Genomic DNA, 20966 nt, shown 5'->3' on the forward strand with positions numbered 1-20966 from the left:
AGATAACCCCAATTTTACAGTGACTTTTGTTTGTGTGATGTATTTCACATAAACGTAAGCTGAATTTGAACACTTAGAATAGGCTGAAAAGACGAGCAAGAAATGAAGTTATTAAAACTTCAACCTTTTTGATATGATGGCTGCAAGATTGAAAATGAGTTGGGAAAGTAAATGACGACCTTAAAAAATGATCGTTTTCTTCGTGCCTTATTACGTGAGCCAGTAGATTGCACGCCCGTATGGATGATGCGTCAGGCAGGACGTTATTTACCAGAATATCGTGCTACACGTGCGCAGGCAGGAGATTTTCTTTCTCTATGCAAAAATACTGAATTTGCCTGTGAAGTGACTTTACAGCCTTTGCGTCGTTATGAATTAGATGCTGCGATTTTATTTTCAGATATTTTAACTGTACCCGATGCATTAGGCTTAGGTCTGTATTTTGAAGTAGGCGAAGGACCAAAGTTTCATAAAACGGTGCGTACCGAGCAAGACGTTGCCAATTTACCTAAATTTAATGCCAAGTCAGACTTAGACTATGTCATGAATGCAGTATCGACCATTCGTTCTGCTTTGGGCGGACAAGTGCCTTTAATTGGTTTTTCAGGTAGTCCATGGACTTTGGCAACGTATATGGTTGAAGGTGGTTCAAGCAAAGATTTCCGTTTCACCAAAAACATGATGTACGCACAGCCTGAAGTTTTACATGCACTATTAGACCGTTTGGCCGATGCAGTGACCGAATACTTAAATGCACAAATTGATGCAGGCGCACAGGCAGTACAAATTTTTGATAGTTGGGGCGGTGCATTGGCCCATCGTGAATATCTTGAATTTTCACTCCACTATATGCAGAAAATTGTGTCAGGTCTGCAACGTGAAAAAGATGGACGTAAAATCCCTGTTATTTTATTTACCAAAGGTGGCGGTCAATGGCTGGAGCCAATGATTGCAACAGGTGCAGATGCTTTTGGTCTGGACTGGACAACACCGTTAAATGTCGCACGTCAAACGGTGAGTGGTCGTGCCGCATTGCAGGGTAACTTAGACCCAGCCGCTTTGTACGGTTCACCTGAAGCAATTGCCAAAGCAACACGTGCGATGCTGGATGATGCCTATGCCAATGGTGAAAAAACAGGTTATGTAGCCAACTTAGGGCATGGTATTACCCAGTGGGTAGACCCTGAACGTCCTAAAGTATTTATCGACACGGTACATGAATACAGTGCCAAATATCTATAATCGCACAATGATATAGATGGATCATTTGTAGATGTATAGGTGTAATCTCAGCTTCGGTCAGGTTGTCAGATCATGTGGATAACATGGTTAAAGTCAGGACTTGAGTTTTCGACTAAGGCAGCTTCGGCTGCCTTATTTGGAATTTTATTGCTGATTGCATTTGCACTCACTGCATCAATGGGTAGCCAGGAATATTTCGGATTTTTCCGTTACGACTATTTATTGTTTTATGCCTTAATTATTCAAGTTTGTCTTTTATATTTAAAACTAGAATCTTGGGCAGAAGCCAAAGTCATCGCCTTGTTTCACATTTTGGCGATGATCATGGAAATTTTTTTAACCCATCCACAAATTGCATCGTGGCAATATCCTCAACCTGCTGTCTTTAAAATTATGACCGTACCGTTTTTTGCAGGCTTTATGTATTCTGCAGTTGGCAGTTTCTTTGCGCGTTCTTTGCGTTTGTATCGGGTATCTTTGCTGAATTTGCCGACTTTTAGCAATTTGTTGGCTTTGGCAGTGTTGTCTTATATCAACTTCATGAGCAAGTTTTTTATCCCCGATATTCGTTATTGCTTATTTGCTTGGAGTGTCGTAATTTTCTGGAAAACCAAAATTCGGTTTCAATTACAGCAGCATCTATTACAACTGCCGATGTTACCTATATTACTGCTGTTGGCATTTATTATTTGGGTGGCAGAAAACATTAGTACCTTTTATCAAATTTGGTTGTATCCAAGTCAGGTCGATGCGTGGCACATGGTCGGTTGGGGCAAACTCGGTTCGTGGTATTTATTGCTTTTACTGAGTCTGGTTTTGGTCATGAAAATTTTGGGTTATCGCGATTCCCAAGGTCAGTGGAGACTGAAAACTGAAAATCAGCAGCACTAAATCTTAATACGACCTCGAACATAGAGAATCTATCTTTAAACTTAAATCCAAATTTGAAGATAAAATCAATCATCGCTACAAAATGCACAAAAAATAATGCCTGATTTTGTGATAAATGTTTTGCCTTCTGAGTGACATCTCGCTATCTTAAAGCGGTGTAATAAAAATTACACATAGCAATAAAGAATAACGATTCGAAGCATAATTTTCGAATAATAAATCTCTGGAGTAAGGCGATGATTAAAAAATTAGCATTGGCTGCTGTCTTGGCAGTGGGTTCTACAGCAGCATTTGCAGACCGTGATGCAGGTTGTGGTATCGGTTCTCAAGTTTGGGCAGGTCAGTCTGGCAAAGTTGCAAAAATTTTAGCAGCAACTACAAACGGTATTTTTGCAAACCAATTATTTGGTATCACATTTGGTACTTTAGGTTGTAGCGGTACAGGTACAGTAACTGCACAAGTTGTGACATTTACCAATGAAAATGCTGAAACATTGGCACGCGATATGGCAGTTGGTGAAGGCGAAAGCTTAAACGTATTGGCTGAATTATTAAGCATTAAAGCAGAAGATAAAGCACATTTCTTTGCGGTTTCTAAGCAAAACTTTGCATCTATTTATTCTGCAGAAAACCAGACTTCTTTAGAAGTATTGGCATCTTTACAGAACGTGATGGCGAATGATGACGTATTAAAAGCATACGTTTAAGTTTGAATAAAAGCCCTGCATCATTCGCAGGGCTTTTTTATAGCACAAGAATACGTTTAGACCCTATATAAAATTTATAAAATGTCCATGAAATCCATTATTTTAAGTAGTTTAGTTTTTTTATCTCCTACGGTTTTTGCGTTATCTCCTGAAATATCTCCAATACAGATTCAGCCACTTACAGCCACTTCTACAGTACAAAATACAAATAAATTAGCGATGTTTTCCGCACATTATGTGCAAAAAGCCAAAGACCTACACTTGGCAGAACAGGTGACTTGGCAGCGTTTAATGTATGCGCAGCAAGGCAAAAGTGAAGTGCAATATGCAGGCTATTTTGTGTCGGAACAAGGCGGAAGCAATTTAAACCAAGAGTTACTTCGCAATGTGCAGGCATTATTTGAAACAGCGCCTGCCAATCAATCGGTGCAGTGCAAATTTCCTGCACGTAGCCGCTGGTTAATTGAACAATTACAAATTCCTCAACAAGATTTGGCACAGGTGCAATGTCCTGAATTGGACGAATGGATTGGACAAATTAAATCTTATAAAGCAGTGCTGATTTATGCCACAGACTTTATGGGCAATCCAAGTTCTATGTTTGGGCATACTTTATTGCGCTTAGACCCAAAAGATCAAAAACAACTGAATTTAATTTCCTATGCTGTCAATTATGCAGCAACGGTAACGGGCAGCGAAGATTGGTCTTATGCATGGAAAGGACTTACAGGGCAATATCCGGGCGAATATACACTGATGCCGTATTACCGCAAAGTAAAAGAATATGGCGATTTAGAAAGCCGAGATTTGTGGGAATATGAACTGGCACTGAATGAGCAGGAAACCACATTTTTAGTGCAGCACATTTGGGAAATGAAGCATGTGCAATTTCCGTATTATTTTATCAGTGATAATTGTGCCTATCGCTTATTGGGTTTAATGGATTTGGTGCGTCCTGAGCTAAATTTACAGCAGCAGTTTAAAGTCGCATCTATCCCAATTGAAACACTAAAAGCTGTAGAGCAGGAAAATTTAGTGGCAGATGTTGTCTATCGTCCTGCTTTGGAAACTCAGTTATTGGCGCAAGCCAGACAACATGGTACAACTTTGGCAAAAACTGCCCATCAAGTGGCCGAAGCAGAACCTGAAAATGTGGCGGCAATTTTGCAAAATTACAGCCAAATCGATCAAGCTAAAATTCTGGAAATGGCTTATGACGATTTGTATCTGAAACTGATTGGACGCAAAATTGAAGCCAAAATTGCACAACCGCGACTGAGACAAATTTTAAGTTTAAGAAGTCAGATCAATTTAGAAAAACAACGTCAGGATGTCGCACGCCCTCAGGTCGATCCTGTGCAGGGGCATCATGCACGAAGCTTTGCTGTGCGTACTGGCGAGGTGCAAGGCGAGCATTTTGTAGAGTTGAGTCATCGACAGGCTTACCATGACTTACTTGATCCGCAAGGTGGTTTTCGTACAGGGACGCAGCTCAACTTTTTAGAAGCTTCTGTGCAATATCGTGAAGACCGCTTAAAACTGAATCAGTTAGATTTACTCTCGGTGAACTCTTATAACCCAATGACCGCATTTAAAACACCACTTAGTTGGGGCTTTAATTTGGGTTGGCAGCAAGAAGCCCTGAATTCGCACGGGGCTTTTAGCGAAACGGAACAGCATGGTGTTTTAAGTTTAAAAACACAGTTTGGTTATAGCGTGGCTAATCAAGCGCGTGAACATTTGTGTTATGTGCAAATTCAAAATCATGTGCAAGCGGGTAAGGCTTTAGACAAAGGCTGGCGTGTTGGAATTGGCCCAACACTGGGTTGTCAAAATATCTGGTCAGCACGCATGAATAGTTTGGTTCAGCTTGAATTACCGTATTGGGAAGAACGTCACCAATGGCAATTTAAGCTGAACAGCCAGTTGCAATATGTACTCAACCCGCAGCATGTGTTGCGATTGGGTTGGGAATATCAACAACAGGACAAACAGGACTGGAACAAGACCAGTTTAGGCTATGTGCATTTTTTTTAAAGAGCTGTTGAATTTATACTGAATTGTAAAAAACCAGCTAAACAAGTTGAGTTGCTGGTGAAACCCGTTAAAATTTAGCAGTTTCTTTTGGCTGGGTTGTTGTGGATGTATCAAGAGTGTACGCATGAGCTTGCAGAGCAATGGAAGTCAATTTGCGAGCAATTTAAGCCAGAAGATTTGCAAGCGACATTCCAGTTTATTCAAGCACATGCAGAAGATTTTGTGATCGAGTTCTATCAGCAAATGTTGCTTGAAGAACATGCGACAGAATTTTTGTCTGCAGAGATGGTGAAGAATCGCTTAAAAAACTCTTTATATCAGTGGCTAATTTCCAGTTTTGAAGTTCCGTTTCAACACAATTATAACGAGATTGTAGAAAAGCAATTTAAAGTGGGCGATGTGCATGCACGTGTACAAATTCCATCTTGGCTGATTATTCGTGGTGTGCGCGTTATTATAAAAAAGGCTTTTAGTTTTTTGCAACAGAAGCCAATAGCAACTTAAATCAGTTTAATTATTTAAGCCAAATTTTATGCTTTGCCACAGAAATTATGTGCCGATCTTATGAAATGAAGGTCGAAGTACATAATGATATGAAACATACCTATCGCTTATTTTCTGCCATGCAAGATGTTGCCGTGCACAAAGATCGACAACGCGGAACTTTGCTGGATTGGGAAAATGAACTGATGTTTCAGGTGGTGTCCGATCACACCAAAATGACGCAACCGATTTTATCTAAAACAGAATTTGGTTTATGGTTTATTCATAAAGCGGCTTATGCATTTTCAAGTTCGGAACAAGTACAAACTATTACTGAATTTATTTATCAGGTGGATGAATTAATTCAGAAAATTGGTCAATGTGAAAGTCAGGCACAGGCAATTGAAATGATTCAATCCATTCGTGCCAAGAATCGTGAAATTTTGCATTTAGTCGATCAAATTTTTCAGGTGTCTGAATATATCAGTTCAGGCAATGATGCCTTAACTCAACTGCTCAACCGCCGTTATTTAAATACCATCGTGTCCCGTGAAATTAATTTTTCACGAAAAAATAATTCGCCTTTAACATTGTTGGCGATAGATGCCGATCATTTTAAATCAATCAATGACCGTTATGGACATGCAGCAGGAGATGATGCATTACAGTTTTTAGCTGATGTGATTTTGCAATATGCAAAAGGCAGTGACTATGCCTTCCGAATTGGCGGCGAAGAATTTTTACTGTTACAGATTGATACCACCATTGATCGTGCCTTGGTAGTCGCTGAAAATATTCGTAAACGTGTCGAAAAAGCCACATTAAAAACATCAACAGGTGAAGAATTTAACTTTACCATTAGTATAGGTGTGCATGAATATGATGGGCATCCAGACTATCAACGTTTTTTTGAAGAAGTGGATAAAGCCTTGTATATGGCAAAAAATAATGGACGCAACAATGTGTCTGTAGGTTGAATCTGAAGATGTATCGAGCTAATTTTTTAATCTAAAAGCCAAAAATCCCGAACATAAATTTCGGGATTTTTTATTTGATTGAGGAACTTAGCCACAATTTAAAAACTCTCAGGCACCGCACTTAAAAATTCACGACGGGCTTCTTTATCTGTTTTAAAGTCACCTACAAAAGATACGGTACGTGTGGTCGATTCCTGTTTGCCTACACCGCGCATCATCATACACATATGCGCTGAATCAATTACTACTGCCACACCACGTGCTTGGGTCACTTCGGCAACAGCTTCTGCAATTTGTTGAGTCAGGTTTTCCTGAATTTGCAAACGACGCGCAAACATTTCGGTAATACGGGCAAATTTAGACAAGCCTAAAACATTGCCTTCAGGTAAGTAAGCAATATGCACACGACCATAAAATGGCAATAAATGATGTTCACACAATGAGTAGAACTCAATATTTTTCACCAAGACCATTTCACGGTTGTCGGATGGAAATACGGCATTATTGGTCACTTCGGCTAAGGTTTGGCTATAGCCCGAAGTTAAATACGAAAAAGCTTTAGCAGCACGCATCGGCGTATCTTTTAGACCTGGACGATTAAGATCTTCACCAACGGCGGTTAGGATGTTTGCGTAGGATTGCTGCATAGACATAAGACGTGTTCACTTACACTGATATTGAACAAGGTCGGCATTGTAACAGAAAACTATTGCAATGCCTTGTTTAAAAGATGAAACCGATTACTGTTTAAACTTTGGGTTCTTTTCGCTGCGTTTAAGCAACACTAAAACTGCACCAGTGCCACCTTGTTTTTCAGGCGCACTCACAAAAGCCAAAACATCACGATGCTGACGCAGCCAGCCATTTACATAAGTTTTTAAAATGGCTTCAGGGCCTTTGCCATGCACAATTTTAATCACGTTCTGGTTTTCATCTTTAGCCATTTGAATGATTTGCAAAACGGCTACCCGCGCTTCTTCTACCGTACAACCGTGCAAATCAACAGCTTCAAACCAGCGTAAGTTGCCTGCTTTTAAATCTTCAAAGACTTTATGTTGCAAAGTTGCAATGCGATAGCTCAGCGAAGCTTGGCTGCCCACAGGGTTAAGCATGGCTTGCGTATCGGACAGCAAGGTATCATCGGTTTCCATAGGGCCTATGGCTGCTGCACGTTTGGCCAGCGTTTGGGCATCTGGTTTTTTCTTGGCAGTGTGTTCGATTTTTGCAATATTGCCTGCGTCCATTTTTTGAACGCCTTGCATTTGCTGACGAAACAATGCGAGATCATCTTCCTGTTGTTGCTCAGGCGTCTGAACTTTGGGTTCAGACGGCTTGGCAATACTTGAAGTATGAGGCTGAGTGATTTGCTTTTTAAAAGATTTTAGTAAATTGTACTGTTCTTTAGAAAGAGAGGAGTCGTGTCTACTCATAATCAAACAAAAATAGAAATGATGATTTATACTATATGATTTTGGCTTTTATTTTTACAAAATTTATTTTTGATTGAGGGAATCTATGAAACGACAAATTTCTGAGCAAGATAAGAAGTTAGTCCAAGAACAACAACGTAATCAAAATGGTTCCTTGAGTTGTTTTATTTCTGGGGAAATTATCGATTTAATCAATGATGAGATAGAGTACGATCACATTTTACCTTATGCGAAACAGGGAGATACTGATTTAGCCAATATCCGTATTGTTAAAAAAATATATAATCGAAGAAAGTCTGATCAGTCTTTATATGAGGTTAGAGATAATCTTAAACTTGAGCAATTGTTTATTGAAAAAAAGAATAAAATAAAGTTGCAAGATATTTTTAAGCTAAAAGATATTGAACAAAAGTCCCTTATTTTTACGAAAAAAGAGCATTCTATTATTATTGATGATGGTGTCGATAAAAAAGAATTTTATTTATTGTTTGATAATATTTTAGAAGTTGAATACTTCTACGGTAGAATCCCGGTCAAATGGCTTGAAAACGATGATCAAGAAGGTTTGCAACCGAGAGTTATTGATTATAAGAGATTAATTTCTCTGAGAAATCATCTTAAATTTCATCCACAATTAGCACCATCTATTGCGCGTTTAATTGATCGTAAATTTAAATTGTTTGATGGTCAGCATAAACTGGCAGCACAAGTCCTCAATAACAATACAGAAGTAGATATTAAGGTTTATGTATCGCCTGATGATACAGAAAAAGCTAAAAAATTGTTTGATGACTTGATGATCACTAATTTAGAAGCACATTCAAAGCACAAACAAATTCCATTTTATACCTCTACATTGTTAGATCGTTTATCTGTTATTTATAAAGAGATGCTAGATGAATTTACGGCGAAAAAAGCGGTCGGGCAGCATTCAGAAGAGAATTTCATTAAGTTTTTAGTGGCTGAAAAACAACAGAATAAAAAAGATGCGAAGGAAATGCTTAAAAGTGCAATTATGGATAACGCAATTGAACTTTCTGCATTAAGACCTTTTATTGCGGAAGCATCTAAGGATGCGGCATATCCTTTGTCGATTGATTTGCTCAAAAAAACAATTTTTAGCAATACCCTATATTTGGAGCCATCTTCTGCAAATTTTAAAGCGGTCAATGATTATAGAGATACAGAGCTTGAAAATTTTAAAGAACTTGCACAATTGCTAGTGCAACATGGTTATTTGAATAGTTGGGTACAAAATATCAGAGGGAAAGAGTTAACTGATCTTGAGCTCAAATCACGCCGTATTTGGCATAAAGGTGCTGTATCAACCTGGTCACCTTATTTAGAAAGTATTTTAGGTATGGCTTTTAATTTTATGACGCATGATGAGCGCAAAAAGCTATTGTATCGCGATCTCATGACGAGTGACCAAAAAGAAAGAATTAAAGCTTGTTTGCAAAGATTATTTAATCATCCTTTATGGGATGAACCTAAAGGTGAAATTGATAGTTTACTAGTTTCATCAACTAAACAGAACGAGTTGTTTGATCGTAAAGGTTTAACAGAAATCTATGTTTTAACAGGACAAAGTAAATAAAAATGAAGCATAACCAAGCGATTTTCATATCGCTTGGCTAGATCGATTTTAAGCATCAATATGCCCAAATAAATCACGGAAAGCATGGTCAGGACGTGCTTGTTTCATAAAGCTTTCGCCTACCAAGAAACTGTGAATATCGTGTTCCTGCATCATGCGTACATCTTCAGGAGTCGCAATACCACTTTCTGTAACCAAAAGGCGAGAAGGAGGTAAAAGATTTTTTAAACGCAATGAGTTATTTAAATCGACTTCAAAGGTTTTTAAATTTCGGTTATTGACCCCTAAAATACAACGCTCTGAAAGATTCAAAGCACGTTCCAATTCATTTTCATCATGCACTTCAACCAACACATCTAAGTGATGTTCAAAAGCCGTTTCCGACATTTCTTGCAACTGTTGGTCAGATAGGCAAGACACAATCAATAACACACAGTCTGCGTGTAAGGCACGTGCTTCTACCACACCATACGGATCAATCAAGAAATCTTTACGCAGAGCAGGCAAGTTACAGTGTGAACGGGCAATCTGAATATTTTCATCTGCACCCTGAAAGAAATCGACATCAGTCAGCACAGATAAACAGGCTGCGCCTGCGGCTTCATATTGCTGTGCAATTTCGGCAGGGTCAAAGTTTTCACGAATAATGCCTTTAGATGGTGATGCTTTTTTAATTTCCGCAATCACCGCTGGGCGTTTGTTATGCAAGGCTTGTGCAAAGCCACGTGCAGGTGTTGCTGCACGTGCCAATTGTTCTAGGTCTGCATAACTGCGTTGTTTTAAACGCTCGGCAAACTCTTCTTTTTTACGTTCTACAATTTTACCTAAAATGGTATTGCTAATATCCACCATGATGCACCTTCCTGATTTGCTTTATGCTTCGTACTGTTTGAGCGTTTTGGTAAATTCAGACAACACGCCCATTTTTTCCAAAGCTTGTCCACCATAAATAATGTCATGTGCCAAAGCGACACCTTGTTTGTAGCTTGTAGTTAGACCCGAAACATAGATACCCGCACCCGCATTGAGTGCAATCATATTGGCCGCTTTTTCGCCTTTGTCTGATTTGTTTTTGCCTAAAGCATCTTTAATCAAACTCAAGCTTTCAGCAGAGTTTTCTACAATCAGTCCTGTTAAAGTTTGAGATTCAATTCCCACGCTTTCAGGGGTAAGTTCCCATTCGGTAATCTCACCATCTTTGAGTTCTGCAACATAAGTGCTCGAAGCAAGGCTAATTTCATCTAAACCATCTTTAGAATGCACCACCATGACATGCTCAGCACCGAGCTGTTTCATCACTTCTGCAATTGGGCGGCACAATTCATTGCTAAACACACCAATGACAAAACGCTTTACACCCGCAGGGTTAGTCAATGGCCCAAGCAAGTTGAAAATACTGCGAATACCCAACTCTTTACGCGGGGTAACCGCATATTTCATGGCTTTGTGATGATTCGGTGCAAACAAGAAACCTACGCCCATTTCACGAATACAGCGTTCCGTTTGTTGCATGTTTAAATCAAGATTAATGCCTGCTTGCTCAAGCAAGTCTGATGAACCTGATTTTGTTGAAACCCCACGGTTACCGTGTTTGGCAATGGTTGCACCTGCAGCTGCAATCACAAAAGCAGAAGCGGTAGATACGTTAAATAGGTTTTGACCATCGCCACCTGTGCCGACAATATCCACGAGGTAAGGAATATCGCTGACATCAATTTTGATGGCAAATTCACGCATTACACGTGCAGCAGCAGTAATTTCATCAATGCTTTCGCCTTTTAAGCGTAAGCCCATCATCAATGCACCAATTTGAGCGTCTGTTGCTTCGCCCGACATAATCGCGCGCATCACATCTTCCATTTGAGGCTGAGTCAGGTGAATTTGTTTTGTAATATGGTTGAGTGCTTGTTGAATATTCATGTGATTTGACTCGCTCATTATGCGTAAATTTCCAAAAAGTTTTTAAAGATTTGATGACCGTGTTGGCTCAGGATCGATTCGGGGTGAAATTGCACGCCTTCAACAGGCAAAGTTTTGTGCTTCACGCCCATAATTTCTTCCATCGAACCATCTGCTTCTTTGGTCCAGCATGTCACTTCCAGACAATCTGGCAAGGTTGCTTGATCAATCACCAAAGAGTGGTAACGGGTTGCAGAAAATGGTGAAGGCAGATTGCTAAAAATACCTGTGTTGCTGTGGTACATATCCGATAAACGACCATGCATCACGGTTTTAGCGCGCACAATGTTTCCACCAAAGGCTTGTCCGATACTTTGGTGTCCTAAACACACACCCAGTAACGGAATTTTGCCTGCAAAATGCTGAATTGCAGGAATAGAAATCCCTGCTTCAGATGGAGAACAAGGGCCTGGGCCAATCACCAAATACTTGGGTTGCCATCGCTCAATATCTTCTAATGTCACGGCATCATTACGAACGACTTTTACTTCCTGATTTAACTCGCCAAAATACTGGACGATGTTGTAGGTAAAAGAGTCATAGTTGTCGATCATTAAAAGCATGAGCTAACCTATTGAAAATTGAACACTTTAAGTGCTAAAGAGTCTGAGATAATTTGCTTTATTCCTGCGCCTATAACGAGAAAGGACTTTATTTTTCTTGTCGAAAAGAAGGTGGAATAAGGAAGCGCTTATCATCATAGCAAAAAATAAGCATTTTCTGCGGACTATTTATATGATAATCCCTGTTAAAGCTTATCAGCGCATTCACCAATTTATAGATTTTCAAAGCTTGCTGCGCAATGTTCAGGTTTGATTTGAAAGAAATGACCACTTAATCAAGCAGGGTCATTCTGCCGTCATATTTTAGCTTCACACTTAAGACAGCATAAAAAATGCGCCAAAAAGTAGCATCATGGCGCATGTTATTAGCGGTTCACGTCAGGCAGTTTGAGTGCAGCGTTTCGATAGAAAATACAAATGTGTAGTAAAGGTATTTTCAATCGGTTTGCTCGAAAAGAATACAGATTTAGGATTTTTAAACGATCTTATTATTTTTGCTCAATAAAAAATAAAAGGTTGTTTAAGATTGGTCGGACAATTTGCATTGCTCAATGCAAGCTTGGCACAGCAAAATGCTTGCATAGATACAGTTTGAGCTATTTTTTGATCTACAATTCAACAGAAATAAAACATAAATGCACTAAAATGGTGCTATGTTTTGCGGTTTTAAATCAAATCAAATGAACAGTGTTTGAATATGGTGCAAATCGTATTTCTGACAGTATAATAGCGACAAAGTAATTTTTTTAAATGATGTATTCTCATACGGAATTCATGGTTTTAGCTTTGCTTTTAAAAGTTGGTACGCTAATTGCTTAATAACTGCCAACTACTAACACGCACTTTCGGGTGCAACAAAAAATCATCGGAGCAAAATGAGCATGGCGAACAAGGTCCTACAACTCATCCAAGAAAGTGGCGCAAAATGGGTAGACTTCCGTTTTACGGACACTAAGGGTAAAGAGCAACACGTTACTTACCCAGCAGATACTATCGATGAAGATACTTTTGAAGATGGTAAAATGTTCGACGGTTCTTCAATTGCTGGTTGGAAAGGTATCGAAGCGTCTGACATGATCTTACGTCCAGATGCTGAAACAGGTTTTATCGACCCGTTTTTTGCAGAGCCAACTGTAGTGGTGACTTGTGATGTTATTGAGCCATCGACAGGTCAAGGCTATGACCGCGATCCACGCTCTATTGCTCGCCGTGCTGAAGAATATTTAAAATCGACAGGTATTGGTGATACTGCTTTCTTTGGTCCAGAACCAGAATTCTTCGTATTTGACGAAGTAAAATGGGACATCGATATGTCTGGCGCGCGCCACACATTAATCGCTGAAGAAGCTGCATGGTCTACAGGTAAAGACTACGAAGCTGGTAACTCAGGTCACCGTCCACGTGTGAAAGGCGGTTATTTCCCAGTACCACCAGTAGATTCTTCTCAAGATATGCGTGCAGATATGTGTGCAAAAATTGAAGAAATCATGGGGCCTGGTCGTGTAGAAGTACATCACCATGAAGTTGCATCTTGCCAGTTAGAAATTGGTGTGAGCTTCAATACTATGGTGCGTAAGGCTGACGAAGTGCAACAGTTCAAATATGCAGTTTGGAACGTTGCGCATCAATATGCAAAAACTGCAACCTTTATGCCTAAACCAATGGTAGGGGATAACGGTTCAGGTATGCACGTACACATGTCAATTTCTAAAGACGGTAAAAACTTGTTTGCTGGCGATGAATATGCAGGTTTGTCAGAAATGGCGTTGTACTTCATTGGCGGTATTATCAAACATGCCCGCTCTTTGAACGCGTTGACTAACCCATCGACCAACTCATATAAGCGTTTAGTACCGCACTTTGAAGCACCAATTATGTTGGCTTACTCAGCGCGTAACCGTTCTGCATCTATTCGTATTCCTTACGTGTCTAGCCCGAAAGGCAAACGTATTGAAGCGCGTTTCCCTGATCCAATGATGAACCCGTACTTAGGTTTTGCGGCATTGTTGATGGCGGGTCTTGACGGTATTCAAAACAAGATTCACCCAGGTGAAGCTGCAGATAAAAACTTGTATGACCTTCCGCCTGAAGAAGAAGCAAAAATCCCAACTGTGGCACACAACCTAGAAATGGCGCTTGATGCTTTGAAAGAAGATCACGACTATTTATTAAAAGGTGGTGTATTCACCAAAGACATGCTTGATGCTTATATAGAATTGAAAACTGAAGATGTACGTCGTTTGAACACGACGACTCACCCAGTTGAATTTGATATGTACTACAGCTTGTAATACATCAAAAATCTTAAATTTGAAAAACCCGCCTCGGCGGGTTTTTTGTTTTAGATGGTGCAATCATGGTTTTGAATTGGCATGGATTTTATCAAAATATAAGAATTCGCTTAATTTTTTTGGATAATTGCAGGGAATTGCGCCATCGGTCACAAAACTTTGCCTAAATTTGGGCTACACTAGGCTATCTTGTTAAGGTGGCGGAACATGCGAACACAGCCTATTTTTCCCAAGCAGGCAAATCTGCCTTCTGAATTAAAAACATGGCTATATGCAGCAGGTTCTTTGACCCAACAACTGACTCAGCTCGCAGGCGGACAATTTAAAGTTGAACCACTGCAGCAATCTTTTCAGCGTTTAAATTTACAAGATGCCCAGTGGATGCAAATGCCACATTGGCACACTTCATGGGTGCGTGAAAGCTATTTATATGGGTGTGATGAACAGCCATGGGTCAAAGCCAAAAGTATTTTTCCGATTCTAAGTTTGCAAAGCAAAGCCCGTTTATTTCAGCATATTGGCAATAAACCCATTGGCTGTTTTTTATTTCAGCGTACCAATCCGTTGTGTCAAAGGCGTGTGGTTTTGCTCGATGAAGGCTGGACACGACAGAGTTGCTATACTTGGCATGGCTGTAAATTTATTGTGCAAGAAACTTTTTTACCGCGTTTTGAGCAATTTATTCAACAACATTAAGATACGAGATTGGTATGGCATTGGCACAGCAGATCACGTGGCGTGAGCGTTTAGAAGCATATTATTATTTGTGTCGTTTCGATAAACCGATTGGCACAGAACTGGTGTTTTGGCCAACCATGTGGGCCTTGTGGATTGCTAATCAGGGCATGCCGTCTATCGGGATATTAATCCCTATGATTCTGGGCACAATTTTTATGCGCGCTGCAGGCTGTGCCATTAATGACTTTGCTGACCGTAAGGTAGATGGTCATGTAGAGCGTACCAAAACACGTCCTTTGGCCACAGGTGTGATTAGTGCCAAAGAAGCCATTTATGTATTCTTAGGTTTAGTGGCACTCAGTGCTGCTATGTTGTTGTTTTTACCGATTGAAACGTTTTACTGGTCATTTGGGGCATTATTCTTAGCGTTTATTTATCCGTTTATGAAGCGTTATACCCATTTACCGCAAGTGTTCTTGGGAGCGGCATTTTCATGGTCTATCCCTATGGCTTATACCGCTGTAGGTGCAACGCCTGATCTTACTTGTTGGTTATTGTATTTTGGCAATTTGGCGTGGACTGTGGCTTATGACACTCAATATGCAATTACAGACCGTGAATATGATTTGAAAATTGGGGTGAAATCTACCGCAATTTTATTTGGTCGCTATGACATTCAAATTATTTCATTGTTGCAAGCGGGCAGTGTACTTTTGATTGGTACGGCATTGTGGTTAGAAAATTTACTGATTCCGTTTGGTTTAGCGGCATTACTGGTTGTGGTGGCAGACTTTATATACCAATGGAGTAAAACCAAAGATAAAGACCCGCAACGCTGTTTTTGGGCATTTCGTCATAACCGTTGGGTAGGGCTGATTATTTTTGTGGGAATTGTATTGGCTTTAATGTAAATATTTCTGTGCGATAAAAAACTGAGCAAAGCATCTGATGGTAGTTTGGTCAGGTGCTTTTTTATTCGATCGCTGATCAATTTTTGCTGTTAAAAATTAAACTGAGCATTAGAACGTGCGTACTTATGCACAAAGCACAATCAGCATTATTCTGATATATTGAGCCTCATTTTGAAGTTTGAATTAGGAATAGATGATGTCACAGTCTGAGCAGCAAAGTCCTGAAAAAAAGCCAAGTCTAAAAAAGATGATTATCTTGGCAAGCTTAGGTTTGTTGATTCCTATCTTTTTGGTCAGCATGGCATTTTTAGCAGTCAATAGTGATGCCAAAAATCAGGAAAAATATAAACAACAGCAGGCAGAAATTATTGCGCGTATTGAAGCGCGTGAAGCTGCAGCACAGCAAGCGAAGCAGGCGGGTCAGACACAAGCTGCTTCAGAAGCTACACCTTAATATCGAGTTGATGATCTCAACTCAAATCTGATTGTAGTTGTCTGATACTTGGAATCTCGGTGTATCGGACAACGCGATAACCTGCCTCGTGAAACATTGCATCCCGTTCTGCATCTTCCTGTTCTTTGCCAATATGTGAGGTTTTCCTAATTTCATAAATTTAGTTGTCAAATAAAAACAGTCATTTCATATGAAATTACATAGTAGAAAAGAGAGCAAATTTAATGAATAAATTTCACTCATTAAAGTCTTAATTTTGATAGGCTTTGTGGCACATATACTCAAAAGCTAAATTTTCCCCAAGTTATCTAAATTTAAGTGACAACTTGGGTGTGTGGACGACCTAATTCCTTAAGCCTATTTAACACTGCCACACGTGCATGAATCATATTTACCTGACTAGGAAAACTTATTGCTGTTAATTTATTGCAATACATCTTGGTTTCCACCAAGATCCGATGATGATAGCCTGATCATTTTTTCTATAATGTTCTGCCTAGACTTTTAATTATTCGAAGTAATTCATTTCGCTCCTGAGAATGAAATTTTTTATCTTTCCTAATCTTCATCTTTTTCTAGGTGGAACCAATGCATGCGGCCGCTCCGCAATGACCTGGCGGCATTGTTTCATATCATATGCTCCGTCTGTATAGACGGAATCTATTTGCTCACCCAACGGAATTTGATTAAGTAAATATCCAAGGACTTGCGAATCACTCACGTTGTTGGTTGTAAGCTGAACTTTTTTTATTTGCAGGGTTTTAGCATCTATACCAATATGCAGTTTACGCCACTGGCGACGATATCCAGGTTGGTGTTTCTTATGTTTCCATTCTCCTTCATCTAAAAACTTTAGACCTGTTGAGTCAACGAGTAGATAAAGCCCACTACTGCTTTTTTGATAGCGAAATGCAATATCAATTTACTTTTTTCTTCTACAAATAGTGGAACAATCTGGAGCTGACCGATCTAGACCACACAGTTTAATGAGACTTTTAATAAAGCCAGTGGCCATATGTAAAGACAGACGAAATAAGGATTTAACCATTAAGCAAACTGGATAGCTGCATCAGAGTAAGTTTGATTTCGACCTTGTTTACTATTGGTTAGTGCATACCACTGAATCTTGGGATCAAACCAAATGGCAAAATTTTCGCGATTAATAAGAGCTCTGTTGTATGAAGACTAATTGGTTGTACGGTAAATTTTAGGTGTAGGCTTATGCATTTGAAAATTATATTGTGGAATAAGCCTTTAGAGATAGGTTTGTGCAACAATACCTCTTAAAATTGATAAATCTTCACTCAATGGAACTTCCCTTGTTCCAATCGCCAGTCACACAACCAAATACCTAGCCCATCATGCACCACACGTTCATATGATGACCACGTTATTACAGAACAGGTAGGCGTAATGCGGTTTTATATAGCCAAAGGCTATCAGCACTTGAACCATAGCCGTATCCATACTCGCACGCATGTCCATCGGCTGGGTAGAGAGCCAGATTTCATCAATACGGATCATGTCGCTATGGGAATAAGAATGAAAATTAATCGAATTGACCAATACTAAAACTAAACTAGTGCATTGAACAGCTTGTAATTAGTCATATAATATCCCAGTTAATGGATTGATATGTCTTAACCATGATTTTTGTCATCGTGGTAACTCTGGGCAACATGGCTTGCCGCCATAATATTTGAAATTGAACATTCAATAGATGTCCGCAAGCCATCGAAGAGTTGAACCTCGTTAGAGGTTTGAAGATAGTCCAATATATTTTCGCTCAAGAATTCTATAATTGCTTTGGGATTTCTGATTCTAAATTGGTCACTTTCAGCCAATTTGATGAGATGTGACAGGTCTGGAAATGCTTTACTACCCGCCAGTTTGAGTGCCATCTGATTATCAATTGATTCATAGATCAGGGTATGGGTAAGATCAAAGGGTGGTTAAACAAAAATGTTCTTCATATCTGAGGAATATTGCAAAGCAAAGTTTTTAAGATGTGCGTCGCCATTACCGATTAAACAGTTGAATACGATGTATTTATACATTTTTTCAACTTCAGCTACGCTACCCGTATATAGATAAGTTGCTTTCAGAAGAGTTTCATAGCTACTTGTATATTTTGCACATGGATCATTTGATTTTTTCATGAGCGTCGTAAAGTCTTCATAGCCTAGTTTTGTACCATCACTGGTTTTATCAAAACGTTCTACCACATAGGTTTCTAAATTTTCAGACAAGTAAGTCTTTGGTGGCTCAAGCCCACAATGCCGTGCAGCCTGCATACAGACAAACTCATTGACGGTAAGTAATGGAAATTCGGAATCAAAGGACTTAACAATCAAATCCCTTTGCTGAACTTTGTTATCCGATTGAACAGTATATGCATCCGGAATGCTTACCTTGGGCTGCATCCCAGCCAATGAAGTCCTGAGATAGTATTTTTCTAAGAGTTGTGGGAAAAGGGGCTCTTTACTACGATAGGATAGAATTTCACTTAAGTTCAAAGATTCTACCTCGGGAAAATTTAACTCACTTTTGTATGAGAGTATGCCGATGCCTTGATCACCTTGCAGTGCCAATAAGTACATGTCATTGACCTTGGTATATCTTGAAAGCTTTTCAACTATTAATCTACGATTGAACCCTTCAGGAATATTCTGCGCAAATATTGGATGGAGCGGGCCTGAAGAATAACCATCCATACGTTTCCGGGTCATGGTAAGTGACACATGCTGTTTTTCTTGTAATGGCTGATAATGGTGAACTGAACCATAGGTTAAGACACCTAATTCAGTTTGATTGGCACGCACCATGATATTGGTGATTTTTGCAGGAAGATTGGTTTGAGAATTCATTCATCCTCCTCAGCAAACATATTTTCAATCTCATCCCAATGGGGCAGGGAATGTTGCTTTGGAGATACATCAAACTGCAAACCAACCGCATCAAGTACACGTTCAAATATGTCAAATGAACCCGTAAAACGTCCATTCTCGATCTCAGAGATTGTAGTTTTATTGATTCGGATCAATTCGGATAGTTTTTGCTGTGTATAGCCAAGGTCTCTTCGTTCTATACGAACTTTTTTTCCAATTTCTACTCTACTCGCCATAGTAATTCGGCCACAATATGTTAGCTATATAGCTAATATAATATATTTAGTATATGAAGTTATCTAATTAGCTAACAAATTAACGTAATATTATTCTGCTTTTTGATTACTTAGATCTAAAAATAAAGTATTACAGAGATTAAATCATAGGAAGGAGGCAAGATGAGCTAGCATTTTGCCTCCGCCAGACCGAAGTCAAAGTTGCATCATGAACTATACTCATCTTATTCAAGAAGAAAGATATAAGATTCAAAACTTTTGTAAGTCTTTAATAAATCGTAGAACTTCTAACTTCTGCTCATTACTTAAAGTATGACTAACTTGTATTATTTCTGCCAATAAATCGTTTTCTACATAAAAATATGCTGTTGGTAAATCTAAAATTTCTGCAATTTTGGAAGCCATTAAAAAATCAGGAACATGTTTTCCACGTTCATACTGATTCATACGCGCACTAGCAGAAGATTCATCAATTCCAGCCAAGATCCCCAAGCGCTCTTGTGAAAGTTTTTTTGCTTTTCGCGCTATACGAAGTCGTAAGGCAAAAACATTTAAATTATGTGTTGGCATTAAACATAAGCACCCACCTTAAAACTAAGATTTTCTTAGTTTCAACTTGAGTTATTACTAAGGATTCCTTAGTATTGTGAAATCAAGAAGTCGACATTACATTGCCCGATGGTAACTTTTGAACAAGCTTGCCAGATCTGCGTTGATCTCAAGAGCCTATTTTTGATCCTCTACCAATTGTTAAAGTTATGATTCTATATACAGTTCAACACTAAGGTCATCAACTCTCTTTTGCTTTAATTGTGCTTATCCATGTCAAAATATACTCTACCTTTTTACAGTGATTTTTTTCACATTTTACTGAATCATGAAATCATCGAATGGCGAGCGAATGACTTTATAAAGGCTATTTTTAATGATAGACAATTTATTGAACTCTCTGAAAAGCAAAGTATTTATAGAGGCTTAAATATACTAGTAAAATGCAATTTTCTTTTAACAGTGAGAGACAAGGATAACCGTAATATTTTTAGATACAGCGAATCTTCTTATTTAAAATCCTATCGAAATGTTGAGAAAGTAAAGAAAGTCAAAGAAGCATTAATTGAGGAACAAAAGAGTTTGGAAAATGCACTCGAAAGACGTAAAATCGAAAAAGTTTTCATTGAAAATATCATTACTAAAAACCCAGATCTACAAGGTTTTTTCGACAAATATGAGAATGTTATATCTAAAGAGTTAAAGGAATTAGAAAATAAGAATAGTTTTATAGTGAATATTTTCAACGATATTGAAAATGATCAACATGAATCCTTCTAAAGAAGGAGAACTACAAGTTATATAATGCAGTAATTCACTGCCGCATAAACCCAACCAGAATTGGTTCGAATATATGCGAAGTCAGCAACCGACAAGTGATTTAGGATGATCTGCTCTAAAATTCCGTTTCACCAAGTCAGGTACACGTTTTTGTTCATCTCAGCTCGGCACTGTTGCAAATAGGCTGACATGATAAGCTAAATATCTTATTTATTTCGAGATACAGCAGATGAATCCCTTCCATGGTCGGCACTTTCAAGGTGAAATCATTCTTTGGGCTGTTCGTTGGTATT

General features: G+C 38.9%; 17 protein-coding genes and 5 pseudogenes. 11 read left to right on the forward strand and 11 right to left on the reverse strand.

All coding sequences use genetic code 11. From position 1 onward, the window contains the following. The first annotated feature begins 171 nt into the window (after nucleotides 1-171). The 5 genes and pseudogenes from hemE (at nucleotide 172) to HX743_RS04170 (ending at nucleotide 6337) form a co-directional block, all read left to right on the forward strand. The gene (gene hemE, locus HX743_RS04150) at nucleotides 172-1242 is read left to right on the forward strand and encodes a uroporphyrinogen decarboxylase (RefSeq protein WP_178318574.1); all 1071 of its coding nucleotides are present in this window, start codon (nucleotides 172-174) and stop codon (nucleotides 1240-1242) included. Nucleotides 1243-1314: 72 nt separating this feature from the next. Then, nucleotides 1315-2133: a DUF817 family protein gene (locus HX743_RS04155; protein WP_178318575.1), complete on the forward strand. Its 819-nt coding sequence runs from the start codon at nucleotides 1315-1317 to the stop codon at nucleotides 2131-2133. A 236-nt stretch (nucleotides 2134-2369) separates the two neighbouring features. Then, nucleotides 2370-2840, forward strand: a complete 471-nt coding sequence (locus HX743_RS04160) for a DUF3015 family protein (RefSeq protein WP_096900956.1) — start codon at nucleotides 2370-2372, stop codon at nucleotides 2838-2840. 87 nt (nucleotides 2841-2927) lie between these two features. Then, nucleotides 2928-4877 (forward strand): DUF4105 domain-containing protein, encoded by a 1950-nt coding sequence (locus HX743_RS04165; protein ID WP_178318576.1) that lies wholly within the window; start codon nucleotides 2928-2930, stop codon nucleotides 4875-4877. Nucleotides 4878-4982: 105 nt separating this feature from the next. Continuing rightward, nucleotides 4983-6337, forward strand: a pseudogene (locus HX743_RS04170) (diguanylate cyclase). Nucleotides 6338-6435: 98 nt separating this feature from the next. On the opposite strand, the gene folE reads toward HX743_RS04170, so the two are convergent. Further along, a complete protein-coding gene (folE, locus tag HX743_RS04175; RefSeq protein ID WP_171458226.1) occupies nucleotides 6436-6984 on the reverse strand; it encodes a GTP cyclohydrolase I FolE in 549 nt (182 codons plus the stop codon). Between the two features lie 93 nt (nucleotides 6985-7077). Further along, on the reverse strand, nucleotides 7078-7767 hold the full coding sequence (locus HX743_RS04180; RefSeq protein ID WP_178318577.1) for a Smr/MutS family protein: 690 nt from the start codon (nucleotides 7765-7767) through the stop codon (nucleotides 7078-7080). 85 nt (nucleotides 7768-7852) lie between these two features. Between HX743_RS04180 and HX743_RS04185 the strand changes: the two genes are divergently transcribed. Continuing rightward, a complete protein-coding gene (locus tag HX743_RS04185) occupies nucleotides 7853-9364 on the forward strand; it encodes an HNH endonuclease domain-containing protein (RefSeq protein ID WP_178318578.1) in 1512 nt (503 codons plus the stop codon). A 48-nt stretch (nucleotides 9365-9412) separates the two neighbouring features. On the opposite strand, the gene trpC is transcribed toward HX743_RS04185, so the two are convergent. The 3 genes from trpC to HX743_RS04200 are packed head-to-tail and all read right to left on the reverse strand — an operon-like array spanning nucleotide 9413 to nucleotide 11886. Continuing rightward, nucleotides 9413-10216 carry an indole-3-glycerol phosphate synthase TrpC gene (gene trpC / locus HX743_RS04190; protein ID WP_178318579.1) on the reverse strand — a complete coding sequence of 268 codons (804 nt, stop codon included), beginning with the start codon at nucleotides 10214-10216 and terminating at the stop codon, nucleotides 9413-9415. Nucleotides 10217-10237: 21 nt separating this feature from the next. After that, on the reverse strand, nucleotides 10238-11284 hold the full coding sequence (trpD, locus tag HX743_RS04195; RefSeq protein WP_167846447.1) for an anthranilate phosphoribosyltransferase: 1047 nt from the start codon (nucleotides 11282-11284) through the stop codon (nucleotides 10238-10240). A gap of 17 nt (nucleotides 11285-11301) precedes the next feature. Further along, a complete protein-coding gene (locus HX743_RS04200) occupies nucleotides 11302-11886 on the reverse strand; it encodes an aminodeoxychorismate/anthranilate synthase component II (protein WP_004971915.1) in 585 nt (194 codons plus the stop codon). 875 nt (nucleotides 11887-12761) lie between these two features. On the opposite strand from HX743_RS04200, the gene glnA reads away from it, so the two are divergent. The 4 genes from glnA to HX743_RS04220 all read left to right on the forward strand — a co-directional run bounded on the left by glnA (nucleotide 12762) and on the right by HX743_RS04220 (nucleotide 16220). Further along, entirely contained in the window at nucleotides 12762-14177 is a 1416-nt protein-coding gene (gene glnA, locus HX743_RS04205) for a type I glutamate--ammonia ligase (RefSeq protein ID WP_171324771.1), read from the forward strand. Nucleotides 14178-14384: 207 nt separating this feature from the next. Next, nucleotides 14385-14873 carry a chorismate lyase gene (locus tag HX743_RS04210; RefSeq protein ID WP_178318580.1) on the forward strand — a complete coding sequence of 163 codons (489 nt, stop codon included), beginning with the start codon at nucleotides 14385-14387 and terminating at the stop codon, nucleotides 14871-14873. A gap of 14 nt (nucleotides 14874-14887) precedes the next feature. Beyond that, nucleotides 14888-15766: a 4-hydroxybenzoate octaprenyltransferase gene (ubiA, locus tag HX743_RS04215; RefSeq protein ID WP_178318581.1), complete on the forward strand. Its 879-nt coding sequence runs from the start codon at nucleotides 14888-14890 to the stop codon at nucleotides 15764-15766. A gap of 196 nt (nucleotides 15767-15962) precedes the next feature. Further along, entirely contained in the window at nucleotides 15963-16220 is a 258-nt protein-coding gene (locus HX743_RS04220) for a hypothetical protein (protein WP_096900950.1), read from the forward strand. A 16-nt stretch (nucleotides 16221-16236) separates the two neighbouring features. Here HX743_RS04220 and HX743_RS16525 read toward each other — a convergent pair. The 5 genes and pseudogenes from HX743_RS16525 to HX743_RS04240 form a co-directional block, all read right to left on the reverse strand. Next, a pseudogene (locus tag HX743_RS16525) lies at nucleotides 16237-16365 on the reverse strand (hypothetical protein); the annotation flags it as partial. 169 nt (nucleotides 16366-16534) lie between these two features. Continuing rightward, nucleotides 16535-17447 (reverse strand): annotated as a pseudogene (locus tag HX743_RS04225) (IS5 family transposase). 413 nt (nucleotides 17448-17860) lie between these two features. After that, a pseudogene (locus HX743_RS04230) lies at nucleotides 17861-19087 on the reverse strand (type II toxin-antitoxin system HipA family toxin). Next, nucleotides 19084-19344: a helix-turn-helix domain-containing protein gene (locus HX743_RS04235; protein WP_004695714.1), complete on the reverse strand. Its 261-nt coding sequence runs from the start codon at nucleotides 19342-19344 to the stop codon at nucleotides 19084-19086. Before HX743_RS04235 ends, HX743_RS04230 begins: the two are co-directional and overlap by 4 nt. A gap of 249 nt (nucleotides 19345-19593) precedes the next feature. Further along, nucleotides 19594-19914 (reverse strand): helix-turn-helix domain-containing protein, encoded by a 321-nt coding sequence (locus HX743_RS04240; protein ID WP_004695717.1) that lies wholly within the window; start codon nucleotides 19912-19914, stop codon nucleotides 19594-19596. A 252-nt stretch (nucleotides 19915-20166) separates the two neighbouring features. On the opposite strand from HX743_RS04240, the gene HX743_RS04245 reads away from it, so the two are divergent. Next, complete coding sequence (locus HX743_RS04245; RefSeq protein ID WP_004695718.1) at nucleotides 20167-20673, forward strand: hypothetical protein; 507 nt, start codon at nucleotides 20167-20169, stop codon at nucleotides 20671-20673. A gap of 38 nt (nucleotides 20674-20711) precedes the next feature. Here HX743_RS04245 and HX743_RS04250 read toward each other — a convergent pair. Then, a pseudogene (locus HX743_RS04250) lies at nucleotides 20712-20832 on the reverse strand (IS3 family transposase); the annotation flags it as partial. Nucleotides 20833-20966 lie beyond the last annotated feature (134 nt).

This window comes from Acinetobacter sp. Swhac1, from assembly GCF_013390985.1.
GTDB lineage: Bacteria > Pseudomonadota > Gammaproteobacteria > Pseudomonadales > Moraxellaceae > Acinetobacter > Acinetobacter towneri.

Excerpts from the sequence above, each read along its gene's own strand:
- hemE (WP_178318574.1), top strand. The coding sequence starts at position 172 with ATGACGACCTTAAAAAATGATCGTTTTCTTCGTGCCTTATTACGTGAG.
- HX743_RS04155 (WP_178318575.1), top strand. The coding sequence starts at position 1,315 with ATGTGGATAACATGGTTAAAGTCAGGACTTGAGTTTTCGACTAAGGCA.
- HX743_RS04160 (WP_096900956.1), top strand. The coding sequence starts at position 2,370 with ATGATTAAAAAATTAGCATTGGCTGCTGTCTTGGCAGTGGGTTCTACA.
- HX743_RS04165 (WP_178318576.1), top strand. The coding sequence starts at position 2,928 with ATGAAATCCATTATTTTAAGTAGTTTAGTTTTTTTATCTCCTACGGTT.
- folE (WP_171458226.1), bottom strand. The coding sequence starts at position 6,984 with ATGCAGCAATCCTACGCAAACATCCTAACCGCCGTTGGTGAAGATCTT.
- HX743_RS04180 (WP_178318577.1), bottom strand. The coding sequence starts at position 7,767 with ATGAGTAGACACGACTCCTCTCTTTCTAAAGAACAGTACAATTTACTA.
- HX743_RS04185 (WP_178318578.1), top strand. The coding sequence starts at position 7,853 with ATGAAACGACAAATTTCTGAGCAAGATAAGAAGTTAGTCCAAGAACAA.
- trpC (WP_178318579.1), bottom strand. The coding sequence starts at position 10,216 with ATGGTGGATATTAGCAATACCATTTTAGGTAAAATTGTAGAACGTAAA.
- trpD (WP_167846447.1), bottom strand. The coding sequence starts at position 11,284 with ATGAATATTCAACAAGCACTCAACCATATTACAAAACAAATTCACCTG.
- HX743_RS04200 (WP_004971915.1), bottom strand. The coding sequence starts at position 11,886 with ATGCTTTTAATGATCGACAACTATGACTCTTTTACCTACAACATCGTC.
- glnA (WP_171324771.1), top strand. The coding sequence starts at position 12,762 with ATGAGCATGGCGAACAAGGTCCTACAACTCATCCAAGAAAGTGGCGCA.
- HX743_RS04210 (WP_178318580.1), top strand. The coding sequence starts at position 14,385 with ATGCGAACACAGCCTATTTTTCCCAAGCAGGCAAATCTGCCTTCTGAA.
- ubiA (WP_178318581.1), top strand. The coding sequence starts at position 14,888 with ATGGCATTGGCACAGCAGATCACGTGGCGTGAGCGTTTAGAAGCATAT.
- HX743_RS04220 (WP_096900950.1), top strand. The coding sequence starts at position 15,963 with ATGTCACAGTCTGAGCAGCAAAGTCCTGAAAAAAAGCCAAGTCTAAAA.
- HX743_RS04235 (WP_004695714.1), bottom strand. The coding sequence starts at position 19,344 with ATGGCGAGTAGAGTAGAAATTGGAAAAAAAGTTCGTATAGAACGAAGA.
- HX743_RS04240 (WP_004695717.1), bottom strand. The coding sequence starts at position 19,914 with ATGCCAACACATAATTTAAATGTTTTTGCCTTACGACTTCGTATAGCG.
- HX743_RS04245 (WP_004695718.1), top strand. The coding sequence starts at position 20,167 with ATGTCAAAATATACTCTACCTTTTTACAGTGATTTTTTTCACATTTTA.